This is a genomic window from Flavobacterium sp. CS20 (assembly GCF_018080005.1).
GTDB lineage: Bacteria > Bacteroidota > Bacteroidia > Flavobacteriales > Flavobacteriaceae > Psychroflexus.
Genome location: NZ_CP073015.1, coordinates 277,343 through 293,112 on the forward strand (window position 1 = coordinate 277,343; position 15,770 = coordinate 293,112).

General features: G+C 34.3%; 9 protein-coding genes and 1 pseudogene. 3 read left to right on the forward strand and 7 right to left on the reverse strand.

Going from position 1 to position 15,770, the window contains the following annotated elements:
• Window positions 1–10 precede the first annotated feature (10 nt).
• The 5 genes and pseudogenes from IGB25_RS01275 to IGB25_RS01295 all read right to left on the reverse strand — a co-directional run bounded on the left by IGB25_RS01275 (window position 11) and on the right by IGB25_RS01295 (window position 7,954).
• On the reverse strand, window positions 11–1,138 hold the full coding sequence (locus IGB25_RS01275; RefSeq protein WP_371815964.1) for a glycosyltransferase: 1,128 nt from the start codon (window positions 1,136–1,138) through the stop codon (window positions 11–13).
• A gap of 125 nt (window positions 1,139–1,263) precedes the next feature.
• On the reverse strand, window positions 1,264–1,827 hold the full coding sequence (locus IGB25_RS01280; RefSeq protein WP_211065830.1) for a type 1 periplasmic binding fold superfamily protein: 564 nt from the start codon (window positions 1,825–1,827) through the stop codon (window positions 1,264–1,266).
• A gap of 43 nt (window positions 1,828–1,870) precedes the next feature.
• Entirely contained in the window at window positions 1,871–4,282 is a 2,412-nt protein-coding gene (locus IGB25_RS01285) for a TonB-dependent receptor (RefSeq protein WP_211065831.1), read from the reverse strand.
• Window positions 4,283–4,359: 77 nt separating this feature from the next.
• Window positions 4,360–4,674, reverse strand: a complete 315-nt coding sequence (locus IGB25_RS01290; protein ID WP_211065832.1) for a hypothetical protein — start codon at window positions 4,672–4,674, stop codon at window positions 4,360–4,362.
• Between the two features lie 123 nt (window positions 4,675–4,797).
• A pseudogene (locus tag IGB25_RS01295) lies at window positions 4,798–7,954 on the reverse strand (carboxypeptidase regulatory-like domain-containing protein).
• A gap of 431 nt (window positions 7,955–8,385) precedes the next feature.
• Between IGB25_RS01295 and IGB25_RS01300 the strand changes: the two are divergent.
• Both IGB25_RS01300 and IGB25_RS01305 read left to right on the forward strand, forming a co-directional pair.
• On the forward strand, window positions 8,386–10,725 hold the full coding sequence (locus IGB25_RS01300) for a hypothetical protein (protein WP_211065833.1): 2,340 nt from the start codon (window positions 8,386–8,388) through the stop codon (window positions 10,723–10,725).
• Window positions 10,662–11,633, forward strand: a complete 972-nt coding sequence (locus IGB25_RS01305) for a T9SS type A sorting domain-containing protein (RefSeq protein ID WP_211065834.1) — start codon at window positions 10,662–10,664, stop codon at window positions 11,631–11,633. The genes IGB25_RS01300 and IGB25_RS01305 overlap by 64 nt, the downstream gene beginning before the upstream one ends.
• A 533-nt stretch (window positions 11,634–12,166) precedes the next feature.
• On the opposite strand, the gene IGB25_RS01310 is transcribed toward IGB25_RS01305, so the two are convergent.
• Window positions 12,167–13,516 carry a dihydrolipoamide acetyltransferase family protein gene (locus IGB25_RS01310; protein WP_211065835.1) on the reverse strand — a complete coding sequence of 450 codons (1,350 nt, stop codon included), beginning with the start codon at window positions 13,514–13,516 and terminating at the stop codon, window positions 12,167–12,169.
• A 375-nt stretch (window positions 13,517–13,891) separates the two neighbouring features.
• On the opposite strand from IGB25_RS01310, the gene IGB25_RS01315 reads away from it, so the two are divergent.
• Window positions 13,892–14,116: a hypothetical protein gene (locus IGB25_RS01315; RefSeq protein ID WP_211065836.1), complete on the forward strand. Its 225-nt coding sequence runs from the start codon at window positions 13,892–13,894 to the stop codon at window positions 14,114–14,116.
• A gap of 138 nt (window positions 14,117–14,254) precedes the next feature.
• Here the strand turns inward: IGB25_RS01315 and IGB25_RS01320 are convergent, their stop codons facing one another.
• On the reverse strand, window positions 14,255–15,718 hold the full coding sequence (locus IGB25_RS01320; RefSeq protein WP_247653564.1) for an ABC transporter substrate-binding protein: 1,464 nt from the start codon (window positions 15,716–15,718) through the stop codon (window positions 14,255–14,257).
• Window positions 15,719–15,770: the final 52 nt, after the last annotated feature.

Consider the following 15,770-nt stretch of genomic DNA (forward strand, 5'->3'; position numbering starts at 1 on the left):
GCAAATTTATTTAATCCTTTTTTAATGCCTTGGTGTAAATATTTATGACTTTATTAATTATAAATTCAGGATCGTATTCTTTTGAAATTTTTTTACGCAATTTTATCGCATATGATGTTGCTTCCTTAGGGTTTTCGATATAATATTTTATAGCATCTGAAAGCCCTTCATCATCTTTGGCATCTATAATTTTTGCATGGTTTCCGACTACATCTTTACATTGTCCAACGTCTGTTACAATTACGGGAAGTTGAGCTTGCCCATACTCTATTAAACTGACGGGCAAACCTTCAGATATTGAGCTTAGAATAGCAATATCAGCTTGTTTAAGCAAGTTAGATATTTCGGATTGACTTCCATAAATAAATACATTATCTTCTAAGTTGTTGTCTTGAATAAAATTGATAATATCTTTATAATATTCTGAGTTTAAATCATAGCCACCAACGAGATGATAGCTTACAATATAAGACTTATCCAATACCTTTTTTATTGCTTTCAAAGCAGTCAAGTGGTCTTTTTGTGGCCTTAGATTTGCAATGTGAATAATTTTGATTGCCTTAGCATTTCCTTTTAATTTTAGCTTAGAAATTGATTGAGAATTGTTGTTTTTTAAACTAAAATTTTGAATATAAGTTACATTTTTACATAATAAGTGTTGCAATGCCCAAGATTTTAATTTTTCATTAACTGAAATAATATGATTAAAAAATATTGATGACAACTTTAAAACAGCAATAGGTCTTTCTTCTAAGTTATCACTAAAACCATAATGATCATGCCAAACGATTTTAATTTTCGGGTATTTTATTTTTAATAAAGTTGCTATAAAAAAAGACGTGCTATGGGCGTGAATGATATTGATTTTATGAGCTTTAATAAACTTGCTTAACCTGATAAGAGCTTTGAAATCTAAAGCCCTTTTTTTGTATAAACATTTAAACTTTACTTGTTTGTTTAAATCCTTTTCTAAAATGCCTGTATGTCTCGTACAAACCAATGCAGATGTTGTTAATTTTGTAGATAAAATATTAGCCAGATGAACAGCCATCCGCTCTCCGCCACCAGCATCAAGAGAATCTATAATCTGTACGACTTTTAAAGTTTTGATGTTACCAAATTTTAAAAAACCAAAAATAGGGAATTATATCCTCATTTATATAAAATGTATTTTATTTATCTTTCAAAAAAAGGCGATAGTAAAAAAGCCCTTAAACATTTTATATTTTAAGAGCTTTTATTGATAAGAATTTAGACCAATTCTTATAAAATATCAACCGAAAACACAGCTTCTACATCAGTTTCACCGCCAGCATTGGTCGGATTGCCATCGCTCACGCCAGAGGCTTCTTTAATCGGTAGGTGAATTAAAAGAAGAGTTAAAGATCCGTCGCTTGCATCACCAGTTGTTAAAGTAAACTCTAAACCAACTGGATTGCCATTGGCATCTTGGTCGTTGTAACTTATTGTGACATCTAAATTAGATGAAGGTACATAAAACACTTGGTGTTCATCATCTTCTTCTGCAACTTCTGCTGTTATATCTTCTGCAGGTGTTGCCAATTCATTTAAAAATTCAATTCTTCCTTGGTATTGCGTATTCGTATCCAATTGGTCAACTAAAGAAATAGGCTCATTTGGACCAATACCATCTGAATCTACGCGTTTTAATATCTTTTGATTGCCATCTGTGTCTGTTAAAGTGATTTTGACGGTGGTAATCACTTCTTCTTCATTAATGATTTCAGGTAAATCATCATTGTTAGAACAGGATAAGAAAATGAATGTTATCAGGACAGCTAAACTGTAAGTTTTATAAAATTTCATAAGGTATTTTATTGGTTTAAAAATTTTTGAAAAAGTATATATTTTAGTAATTGAGTTTGAGTTGTAATACAAAGTTTCTCCCGATTTCATCAGCATAAAATCGTTGTCTATTCAAATAGCTTCTATAATTGGTATCAAAAATATTATGGACACTAAGCGCAATTTGAAGCTCTGCAAAACTGAGTTGAAAAGGCATCTCAGCTCTAAAATTCATCAAGTGATAAGCCTCTGGCGGCTGACTTATGTTGACAAGCGTTTGTTCAAAATCACCTGTTTCTGTATTGAGAATAGGGGTTGTGAAATTATCATCTGGAAAACGGGTTTGCTCAAACACCAATTGACTGCTCAAATACAAATTCAAATTATGCCATTTTTGGATATGATAATTAATGCTATTTTGCCAATTCGCTGGTGGCATATTGATTAAAGCTCTGTTTCTTGATGTGTCCTTGCCATTGACATAGGCAAAATTTGAGTTCAGTGATAAATCGTTGTTAAACTGATAGTCAACATTCACATCTACACCAAATAGTCTGGCATTGGTTTGTCTGTATTCAAAAACGGGAAAAGCGCCTCTAATGGTTTGTTCAATTCCGTTGGGTTCAAGCAGAATATAATCATCAATAAAATTATAATACGTTGAAACATCAAACTGCCAATTGTTAAATTTTCGTTTGATTTGCGTTGAAATTTTATAAGATTGCTCGCTATCAATTCTCAAATCACCAACTTCTATATTGGCTATACTGTGGTGTAAACCATCACTAAACAATTCTGAAGGATTTGGTGCTCGAGAAGCCGTACCGATATTGGTGTTCCATTCCCAGTTATTAAAATTATATTGCATCCCCAAATTGGCTGAAACATTATGATAATCAAAATTTGGATTAGTTAAAAGTTGAGAGCCAAAATCTTGAACAATAATGTCTGCAAAATCGGCTTGATAGTTGCGTTCTTCCCAACGGCTCAAACGGTAAAACTTTTGGGCATCAATATTTGTGAAATCATATCGAACACCTGCATTAAAAAATAAATCGTCAGAAGCTTGATAGTTGGCTGTCCAAAAACCTGCTATTTTATACATTTCGTAATCGGGTATCAATCGTCTTACGCCAGTATCAGGATTAGGAAAATTGTCTTGATAAGTCAATTCAACTCCTATTTTAGAAGAAAAATTGTCAGACCTATCGTATTTTAATTTAGTGATCAAATTGTGCGTTTGAAGTTCTAAATCTAAAGCAGGTATTCCCGAGCGATTACCTCGTCTGACGTCAAACTCTTTACGCCTATTGTTTTGGTAAGCGTATTGTATATCGAGTTGTCCAAAGTTTTTGAACTTTTTAAAAGCGTTTACTTTAAACAGTTGGTGAACGACATCTTGCTTGGGTTCATTGATATTGTATGTGAAGTCGTCAGTAAAACTAGGTTCTTGGCTATTGATAGCATTGACTAAGTCGCCAACATTGCCGATATGTGAAGCCCTTAGAATGCCAATTTCTGTATCAAATCTTGAGTAAAAGGCATCAAACCCATAGTTGATTTTGTTCAAGCCAAATCCTAAAGCAAAATTTTGCTCTTTCATACCTGTATTTGATAATATATAGTCTGGAGTTTCAAGATTTCCCATACGTTTAAAACTGCCTTGAGCTTTAAAATACAAACCGTTTTTATATGCCTTTAACAAGTTTGTCGAAACATTTCCGCCACGTCCGTTGCTTGCTCCTGTAAGGATGGTTTTTCCCATCAAGGTATCTTTTACTGGGGCTTTTTGAGGCTCGGCAATAATCACGCCACCGATAGCATCGCCACCATATTCAAGGGCTGAACTACCTTTGATAACCGTAATATTAGCCGCTGAATTGATATCGATGTTTGGTGCGTGATCAACGCCCCATTGCTGATCTTCCATCCTCACGTTGTTGTTGATAATCAATACACGAGAGCTGTGCAGACCTTGAATAACGGGCTTTACAATTGTGTTTCCTGTGTTTAAAGACGAAACACCAGGCAAAGTAGAAATAGCATCGCCAAGTGTAGCATTACTAAATTGGTCTATAGTTTCGTGCGATATTTGAGCTGAAATGGCAGATTTATCTTTAGAATTGTAGAGTTCTCCTTTAATCAAAACTTCATTGAGACTTTCTAAATGATGTTCTAATGAAAAATTTATCGTTTTGTTTTCATTCAAAACGACTTCTTTTGTTTGAGTTTGACATTGCACATGAGAAACTGTAAGTTCATACTCGCCAGGACAAAGGTCATCGAGTTGATAAAAGCCTTTATTGTTGGTTAAAACGTATTGATTGATGTTTTTGATTTTGACCACAGCATTTTCTAATACAGAATTATCGTGTAAATCAATCACATAACCTTTTAAGCTTAAATTGCAATCTTGTGCATTAGCTGACGAAAAAATAATAAAAAAAAGAAATGAAATAAAATTTATCTTATTCATACATATAATTAATTAACGAGAAATTAAACACTGCTTTATGTTTAAAATCAGTGTTTTAAAAAATTTAAACGAAATAATTATATGAGTTGTGGTGGTGGTTTATTGTATAATTGACCTTCGAAATAAAGGTTTTGGTAAAAGAATTTATAAGTAGAGGAATTAGCTTCTGAATCGATGTTTTCTAACAGCAATTGATTTTCAAAATAATCATTTACTGGTAATATTGAAACTGAGTTTTCTTGATATTGATGGTGTAAAATACAAATTTTACACGGCTTGTCATTATTGGAATTATCATCACTAAATGCATGTGAAAGCCCATGCAAATCTATACTATATAGGGCTACTACAAATAGTAGAAATAAAGCAATATGTTTTTTTAGAAACATCATCCGAGCAAATATATCTAAATAAATTGATGTAGTTATCGTTTTAATTTTTTTTAACTCAAATCTAAACATAAAAAAGCTACCCGACAGAGACAGCTTTTTTTAAACCAAAATATTTAAAAAAATTTAAAAGATATACCTCAAACCAAATTGCATTCTCCATCTTGATAACAAGTTACTATTAGTAACAAAGGTTTCTTGATTTTCAGGATTGAAAGTATATGTAGGTTCAAGCGTGTTTGGGTCAACACTTACACCAATTGGTTGTTGATTAAAAGGCTCTTCAACAATACCCCAATCTGAGTTGAGCAGGTTTCCAAAATTTAGGATATCTAAACTAAATTGAATAGTATTGGTTTTATTATCAGATATCTTGAAGTTGTAATCTTGAAGGAGTTTAATATCAACTGTACTTCTCCAAGGGGCTAATGCACCGTAGCGTTCAAAATATTCTCCACGATTTTCGCTCAAGTAATCATCTTGCTCAATAAACTGGTTAAAAGCTTCCGCTTGTCCAGGACCAGAAAAATTCATTTGACCAATTTCTTCAACTGTTGGGATGTAAATCAAGTCGTTAACTGCACTACCGTCGTTATTGATGTCTCCAGCATAAGTAAAGTTAAACCGACCGCCTTGTGCGTATTCTATAAAACTAGAAATAGTTGTACCCCATTGATTGGAATTACCATAAGTCCAAGCCTTAGATATTACAGCAATAAAACGATGAGTATCGCCATATTTTGAATATCCTAAAACATCATTATTGGCATTTCCAACTGTTGGATTAAAACTAAATGCATCACCTGTAATTTCTGCTTCTATAGAATTGACGTCTTTTGAATTCAAATAGCTATAAGACAACATAGCATACAATCCATTATTAAAAGTTTTTTTAGCAGAAGCCACCAAGTTATAAACTCTACCTTTATCAGAATTGGTAAACACATAAGCATTGTTTTCGCCTTTGTCTGAATCTAAATAATATTCTCTAAAGTCAACGCCAGCAACTCTGCCACTTGGTTCTTTTAAGCCCCAGTTTTGAACGTGAGTCGCGTTGACATCGTTGGTGTATGAAAAGTCTCCTGAAACGATTAATCCATGATTAAATTTGTAATCAACTCCTAAACTTGAACGGAAAACTTGTGGAAATTTAAAATCGGGATCAACAATTTGAAAGAAACCTTGGTCGGCACCACTGACTTGATTGCCTATCCATACAAAAGGAAGTCTTCCTGTAAAAATACCAGTACCACCGCGAACTTGCAGAGATTTATCGCCCTTAACATCCCAATTGAAACCCATTCTCGGTGAGAATAAAATTTTATCCGTTGGTAATTGAGTAGAGTTTAAAGTAACAGGCTCATTGGTTTGTGGATTATAATACACTGTGGTTGGGTCAACTGTTGCACCGTTGTCAGTATCGATAAAATCTTGTATTTTTTCGTCGGTATCAAAATACATCGGTTTATCAAATCGAAGACCTAAGGTCAATTTAAAATCATCTGAAACATTCCATTCGTCTTGAAAATAAAATGCAAACTGACCTACGTTGGTTTCTGCTAATTTCCAGCCACCATCATTACCAACACCTGCGGCATTTCTCGATTCAAAAACATTTTGAGCAAACTCCAAATTGTTGACTAATGCAGAATTTGGATATAAAGACATCTGCAAGAAACGCATCTACAGAAGGATAAGCATTGAAAGTACCATAATAACCATTTGGATTGCCAAAATTGTCATAACCTGCTAAATTAAAAGAGTTATCAAATTCAAATTTTTCAAATGAAACCCCAATGGTAAAGGTGTGGTTGCCATAAAATATATTGGTATTGTTTGTGATTTGAAACACTTTTTGGTCTAGCGAATTGTTGATAGAAAATGGCTCGTGACCAGCAACTATATAATTTGATCCATTGCCATCTTGGATATTGATAACAGGTGCAGGAGAAGATAATGGATCTCTATAATCATTAAAAGAGGTATAACCCATTTGAAGTTTGTTAGAAACAGTGTTTCCAAAAGTAGAATTCAATTCAAATTGCACAGAATTCAACTCATTGTTGATTTCATAACCTGAGTTTTCAAATTGTAAAGTAGAAGCACTTGGTCCTCTAAAGCCTAAAGCTGTTGGGTGAGCTGGTTTTTGTTTTGAAGCATCAAGAAAATTGTATGTGATAACGGCTTTGTGGTTTTGGTTGATATTCCAGTCTAATTTAATAATCCCTTTGGTCGATTCAGAATCATAATTGAAGTTTTCAAAAGCGCCAGTGTCATAACCTACAGCGACCAAAGCTTCTTTGACAGCGACTAAGTCACTAACTAAAACACGAGATCTGTTGATTGCTCCTGTTCCGCGATTAGGGACAAACGAACTTCCTAAATCTGTTCTATCATCTTTTTCAAAATTGGCAAAAAAGAATAATTTATCTTTTATAATTGGACCGCCGACACTTACACCATATTGCAATTGTTCAAGATCAGCTTTAAACACATCTTGACCTTCAACTTTACCACCTGTTATATCTTCATTTCTAAAAAAGGAGTAAGCGGTTCCTTTAAAGGTATTGTCACCACTTTTGGTTACTGCGTTAACAGATGCTCCTGTAAAACCTGCAAGAGTTACATCATAAGGTGCGGTTTGGACTTGTATTTGGTCAATAGCATCTAATGAGATAGGTTGAGCATCAGTTTGACCACCTGGTGTGGCGGCATCTAATCCGAAAGGATTATTAAAAATAGCTCCGTCAAGTGAGAAATTGTTGTATTGATCATTTCTTCCCGCAAATGAGTTTCCACTAGCTGTGGGTTCAAGTCTTGTAAAGTCTTGTGATGACCTGGATATTGTTGGTAGCCGTTTGATGTCTCTTGATGTCACTTGAGTGGACATCCCTGTTCTTTCACTAGAAAATGTGGGGTCATCCGAAACGGTTATCGTTACTTCTTCAAGGCTATTGGCTTCGGGTTGTAAAGTAACTTCTACATTAAATGTCTCTCCTAATTCTAGATTAATATTTTTGGTTTCAAAAGTTTGGTAACCGACGTACGAAATTTTGATTGAGTAAGGACCACCAATTTTCATATTGTTAAGCCTAAAGCGACCATCAAAATTGGTGATGCTCCCATATTTTGTGCCAGAAGGCTGATGGACAGCAATGACATTGGCGTTTGGCAAGCTTTGACCTTGTTCGTCTTTTACAACACCTGTAATTGTTGATGTTGTGACTTGTGCAAAACCGTATGCACAACTAAATAGTAAAATGGAAAGTATAATTTTTTTCATAAGAATATGGATTTTAAATTACACAAACTTACAATTTCATTAACGTATTGATAACATCATATTGTTTTTTTGTTAACATAATATTGTTGATAAAAAAATATGTTTGTTTTAAAAATGATTAATTTTATTTATAAAAGTAGCACAGCTGCCCAGATTGAGATACCATGAAAGTAAATAATCTTTAGCAATGGTGTGTATGTCTTATTAAAACGTTTTTCTTCTTTTATAGTAAAGAGGTAAAATAGTTATAATTATAATCCTTTGGTCAGTAAATTTTTATTAGTTTTATGCTTACAGCCTCGTTAATCATATCTTGAGATTATGTGGTTATAATTGTTTAAGGTAATTATTTTCAGAATATTGAATAAATATTTTTTTAAATCAAACAAATTAAACATAAAAAATATTACATTTGCCCTAAAACCAATTTTATGAAATTTAAAATTACCTCAGTATTATTTTTGGCATGTGTTTTTTGTATGAACGCCCAAGACGTTACAGAAGTTTGGACTAACTATGGTGGTTTCTGGAACTCATCATCTACAAGTATCAGTCCTGTGCAACCCGACAATTCTAATGAATTGCTTGCATTTAGATTTGGGGGTACCGTTTTTTCAACTGGTGTCAATGATACTAAATTAACAAACAATGGGGTTACTTTTACAGCGTTAACCATGCGTGCTTTACCAATAGCTACATTGCCTACAACAGGGAGTTCTAGTTATTTTATTGGCTTAGGTCAGCTAGCCGATGGTATAGATAATGGTGTAGATAACAGTTCTACTCAGCCATTTCAGGCCATAACAAACGGCACCCAAGTCGCCTCTTTTCTTACAGACGGGATTCAAGGTTTAGACTTAGGGACTAATGTTACTAATATACCATCAGGAACAACGGCTCGTTTTAATATGAGCTCTGCGGGTATAACAGCTGCTAATATAGGTGATGGCATACCCGATATTTTGGTTTCTCAAGCGACAATGCCTGTAGCTAGTAATATTGATCAGTTAAGGTTTGTAGATTCGGCTGGAAATACAGTTGGCAACATTGTTACACTTGATATATCACAAGAACCTATTGTAGGTAGCAGGATAGCTGATTTTTATGAATTTAACTCTACACAGCCTAGTACTGGCTTTATAAACACACCAAGAGATATTTATTTTTTTGCGGTTGATTTAGCTGATTTCGGCATCACTACAGCCAATGTCGCCAATGCTAGAGCATTATTGTATAGTCCAGGGGGAAGTTCAGATCCATCATTTATAGCTTTTAACGAGCCATCCTTAGGTGTAGCCACACAATTAAATGTGGTTTTGCAACCTTCAAATCAAAATTGTGATGGTACCCTACCAACCCAAATTCAAGTGCAACTTGAAGACCAAAACGGGAATGCTGTTGCTCAAACTGGCTTAAATATCACAGCAAGCTTAGAATCTGGTCCTGGAAGTCTTGCTGGCACAACTACACAAGCAACAGATGGTACGGGTGTAGCCACATTTAATGATTTGAATTTTACAATTGGAGGTAATCACATTATCCGTTTTAGTTTTGCTGGTTTAGACGATGCTTTAACAACTGTTATTGGTAACGCAACAGGTTGTAATGACATACTATGGACAGGTGATGTGAATAGCGATTGGAGCAATACTGGCAATTGGAGTCCTGCTACAATCCCAAATGGCAACAATGCCGTAAATATACCTGATGGAAGACCAAATTATCCTATACTTGATCAAGATGCTGGAGTAGGAGATTTGACAATGGGCGGTTCAACCAGTATTGTATTAAACGGATTTTTATTGGCTTTAAATGGTTCATTGACCAATGTAGTTTCTGGAGCAATCATAGATGCCAGTGCTACAGGCTCTGAATTGTATATGTCTGATAATTCTGCACAAAATATTCCATCTGGTTTTGTTAATCCTGATGTGGCAAATTTCACCATTGAAAATTCTGGAGGTGTTACCGTTAATTCTACCATGAATATTAAAGAAGTTTTAGATATAAGGCAAGGTAATTTAATCACCAATGGTGTTATCTCTATGGTTTGCTCATTTACGCCAAGAAAAACAGCACAAATAGATGCTATCAATGGTACGATTTCAGGAGACATTACTGTAGAACAATGTTTTCCTGCACGACGAGCTTTTAGATTGGTCAGTGCATCTACCACAACCTCAACCAGTATTCATGATAACTGGCAAGAAGGAGCAACACTATATAATGACAGTAATGTGCCCAATAATTATGGAACACATATCACAGGTCTTGGTGAAGTGCCAGGTAGTGGATTTACATCTACACCAGGCGATGGCGATCAATATAATGGTTTGGATTGGCAACCTTCTGGTAATGCATCTATGTATAGTTTTGACAATTCTACACAATCTTGGGTAGCCGTTTTAGAAACAGAAAACAATTCAAGTCCAAATACACCAATTCTAAATGCGGGTCAACCCTATCGTCTTATGATTAGAGGTGCCAGAAAAGATGCTACTAACGGTTTATTCGATATCACTAATAATTCTACTCCGCCAACTGATACCAAACTTCGTTCAACAGGAACTGTTCAGAACGGAAGTTTATCTCAAAGTGTTTCTTCTACTTCTCAAGATTGGAGTTTGGTGGGTAATCCTTATCATGCTATGGTAAACGTCAAACAGTTGATAGACAATTCTAATAATGTAGATCGATTTTATACCATTTGGGATCCTACTCTTGGCGGTACACTGTTGACGGCCAATCTGGTGGAAGAGGAGCTTTTGTAACATACAATGTTGATGAGGTAGATTTTACTATTGGCGGTGGAGCTTCGGGTTCAAGCGATATCAACAACTTCTTACAACCCTATCAAGTCGCATTCATCAGAACATCATCAAATGGATCAGCATCGGTTAATTTTAATGAAAATATGATTGATGTTAATGCCACACAAACCAATACTTTTAGTACTGATGGTATTTCACCTTTTCCTCATATTTATACCAAATTATTTGTCACAGCAGATTATGGCATATCTACACCATTGGCATTTAATCAAATTAGATTTAATGATAAATTTGATAATAATTTTGATCAGTTTGATGCACAAGCCTTTTATAATGTCGATGAAACCTTGGCAAGATTAGCTAACAATCAAATATGGGCTATCGAAAATAGAGATTTGCCCGTAGATGGCGAATCTTTACCTTTATTGACTTATCAATACCGACGTACAAATTACACTTTTGAATTTGAAATAGGCGATTTTCCAGGAATTGATGTTTATTTAGAAGATACTTATTTAAACACAACTCATTTTTTACAAGACAACCAAATCAATACAGTCAATTTTTCAATAGATGAAACTATTCCTGAAAGTATGGCTTTTAATCGTTTTAATATCCTATTTGAAGAAGAAACTTTTGCTGTAAATGACCATGAGTTTGCTAATCAAATAAAAATTTATCCAAATCCAACGGATGACTTTTTGAATATCAATTTTGGAACTTTAAATTTAAATCAAGCCCAAGTTACAATTATCGATTTGCAAGGCAGAGAAATTATAAAAATTGATGCTAAAGAAGTTTTAAATAATGAAATGCAAATTGATGTTGCTAATTTAGCTCGAGGTGTTTATGTTGTGAAAGTAAAATCTCAACAATTTCAATTCACTGATAAACTAATTGTTGAATAAAATTTAAAACGAATTAATTCTTTAGTTACACAAATTAATAGATAATAAATTCAACCAACGGAAGTGTCTAAATAGGGTTTTCTCAGAAAGTCATAATTTAAAGTTATAGATTTCGGATTTGTTATAACCTGAGTTAGATTTATTGAAATCTGTAAATCAGATGATTATATCTTTTTGTTAGCAATTTTTGTCATTTCGAACGAAGAATGAGGAGACATCTCATCCTACTGAGATGTCTCATCGCTCATGCTTCGCTCTATCGACATGACTAATGATTAAATATCTGAATTTTATATGAATATATTTTATTGGAATTTATATCGAACTCACGTTGTTATAATTAGAATGGCTACAATCTAACTATTTAAAACCCTTGAAACGGTTGGGATTGTGCATTTTCCATAGCCCACGGTTTAAACTGTGGGCTGTGGTTTGCAAATATTCGATTGTGAATGGATTTATCCATTGTCTATGATTTCAATTTCTTCCCTATAAGTTTATAGAAGAATGAGGATACTCTAAATAATCAATATTTAGACACTTCTATTTTCATCAAAATTTTCAAGATACTGAGCCACACGTTGCACAAATTGACCGCCTAAAGCACCGTTAACCACGCGGTGGTCGTAACTGTGAGATAAAAACATTTTATAGCGAATACCAATAAAATCACCATCTTTAGTTTCAATGACAGCAGGCACTTTTCTGATAGCACCGAGAGCCAAAATCCCAACTTGTGGTTGATTGATAATCGGCGTTCCCATAATGCTACCAAATGTTCCTACATTGGTTACGGTGTAAGTACCGCCTTGGGTTTCATCGGGTTTAAGTTTGCCTTGTCTTGCTCGTCCAGCTAAATCATTTACTTTTTTGGCTAGACCGAGTAAGTTTAACTGATCAGCATCGTGAATAACTGGTACTATTAAATTGCCGTCAGGTAAAGCGTGAGCCATACCAAGATTGATATGCTTATGTTTTACAATATTTTCTCCATCAACAGAGATGTTTATCATAGGAAAATCTTTGATGGTCTTGGCAACAGCCTCCATAAAGATTGGCGTAAATGTCAGTTTTTCGCCTTCTCTTTCTTGAAAGGCTTTTTTGTGTTGATTTCTCCAATTCCAAATTTTTGTAACATCAACCTCAATAAAAGATTGCACATGGGCTGAAGTTTGCGTACTGTGAATCATATGCTTTGAGATGAGTTTACCCATGCGACTCATTTCTGTCACTTCATCTTCAGCATTGATATTGACAGGTGTTTGAATATCGGCTGTTGATGTTGGTTTTGGCGTTGTAGTTTCAGCTTTTGTATAACTTGAAGTGAGGTCTTTTTGACTTGAAGTTTGGCGTTGTTCAACATAAGCCAGCATATCATCTTTGGTTACACGACCATTTTTGCCACTGCCTTCAATTTTTTCTAATTCGTCTAAGGAAATGCCTTCTTCTTTGGCTATATTTTTTACTAAAGGTGAATAAAATCGTTTTGCATCAGAAAAATCTTGAGCTTCGGGTTTTATCGTCTCTTTTGCTTTTTGCATCAAAGCTTCAGCGGTTTCAACACTTTCTTCTACAGACTCTGATTGTGTAGCTGTTTCTACTTCAGCAGTATTTTCAGACTTGTTATCGGTAGATTCTTCGCCTTCGGTTTCAATAATGGCAATGACTTCACCAACCTTAATCACGTCGTCAACTTCAAAGCGTTTTTCAATCAATTTGCCGTCAACTTCACTTGGCACTTCAGAGTCAACTTTATCGGTAGCGATTTCAAGAACAGGTTCATCTGCTTCTATGTTGTCGCCTACTTCTTTTAGCCATGATGTCAATGTTGCTTCGGCTACACTTTCGCCCATTTTTGGAAGTTTGAGTTCTATTTTTGCCATTTTGATAAAAAAAATTGAGATTATATTTACGTTTGCGAAATTAGTAAAAATTAAGTGGTATTGTTTTAATTTTTTTCTAAATATTAGTATTCGGTTTTTGATTTAAAGGATTTTGGTCATGTTTAATTTATCAAATTTTGAGCTCCATTTAAATAGGGTTTTCTCAGAAAGTCATAATTTAAAGTCATAGATTTCGGATTTGCTATAACCTGAGTTCGATTTATTGAAAGCTTTAAATCAAATAATTATATCTTTTTGTTAGCAAATTTTGTCATTGGTAACGAAGAATAAGGAGAAATCTCATCCTACTGCGATGTCTCGTCGCTCATGCTTCGCTCTGTCAACATGACAAATGAATAAACATCTGTATTTTATATGAATATATTTTATTGGAATTTGTATCGAACTCACGATGTTATAAATAGAATGGCTCCAATCCAACTATTTAAAACCCTTGAAACGATTGGCTTTTTCATAGCCCACGGTTTAAACTGTGGGCAGTGGTTTGCAAGCCATACGGTCTTGCAGTTTATAGAAATTGAAAAATCATTATATGCTGTTAGTCGAACTTATGGAAAATTTAATTTGATGAATCCATAGGCTTTTTTTTACAAACTTTCTTCAAGTCTAATAAATTGATGGGATTGATGTCTAAACCCTTGATATTTTTTTGCTTAAACCTAACGGCTTCATCGTAAAATAAAGGAATAACTGCGGCTTGGCTGATAATTATTGAATCTAATTGACGATAAAACTTAGGTAGTAGTTTTTTGGTTCTGATATTTTTAAAGTTTTTTCATAAATGCTATCGTAGAGTTGAGATTCAAAATGCGTGTAATTTGGACCATTTGGACTTTTGTTTTTGCTATAGAAAAGGCTGAGGTAATTTTGAGCATCTGGATAATCGGCTATCCAACTGGCTCTGAAAGCGTCTAATTGCCCCGATGAGCGTTTTTGTCTCAAAGTTGATGCTGGCAAAACATCAACATTAACTTTGATGCCAATGCTTGCTAATTCAGCTTGCATAAACTCGATTAAGTCAACATAAGATGGATTTGTAGATATGGTAACTTCTGGGCTATTATCGCCAGTTTTTTGAATGTATTGCTGAACCAATGTTTTGGCTTTTTCGGGTTGATAGCTAAAACCCTGAACGCCACCAAATCCAGGTAAACCTTTTGGAATAATGCCTTGTTCAGCTGGAATGCCTATACCATTTCTTAAATATTTTATCATTTTTTGCCGGTCAAAACCATAGTTAATGGCTTGACGCAAGCTTTTGTGATGAATGTCTGATGTTGAATCGGCTAAATAAAAACCAACATACTCTGTGTTTAAATAAGGTGATTTGTCTAAAATGATTTTACTTTTATATTTGGCTTTAAGCCGACCGTTAGCTTGCAACAATTCATCTTTATAAGACACATCTAATCCGCTCATAAAATCTAAATTGCCTTGAACAAACTGCATAAATTCACTTTGCTTATCAGGCAAAAACGTGATGACTACAGCTTCCAAATAGGGCAGTTGTTGGTCTGTGCTATCGGTTTCAAAATACAAAGGATTTTTTCTAAAGACCAGTTTTTCTTGAGGTATCCAGCGTTTAAATTGAAACGGAACAGTGCCAATAGGATTGGTTCTAAAGTCAATTTTGCCTGATTGAACTTCTCGAGGCACTACAGAACAATATTTCATGCTGAGCAAACCGAGAAATGCAGGGAAATTTTCCTTGAGTTTGATTTCTAAAGTAAAATCATCAAGGCTTTTAATAGACTTTACAGGTTTCATAATCCAAGAACCAGGCGAAGCAAGCTCAGGATTTGTTAGCCGTTTTAAACTAAAGACAACGTCTTTTGCAGAAAGTTGGCGTTTTTTGTTTTTAAAAATTTCACTTTGCTGAAAATAAACATCTTCTCTTAGTTTAAATGTAAAAGTCAATCCATCATCGCTAATATTCCATGATTTGGCTAATTCGGGTTTGATGTTTAAGCTGTCATCTAAGCCGACCAAAGTGTTATAAAGTTGGTGAACTGCCCAAATATTACGCTGGTCTTTGGCAAAAGCTGGATCTAAAGAAGTAATGTCAGAATGTTCGTTGTAGCGAAAGACTAAATGCGATTGATTTGGCTTATTTTTATTTTGACATGCGGTAAGTGCAACCAAGCCGAGAACGAAAGCTATGTATAATCTTTTGAATTTCAATTTTTTCAAGACGTTTATAGTTAATATATTTGCAAAACTAAAGAATATCGCT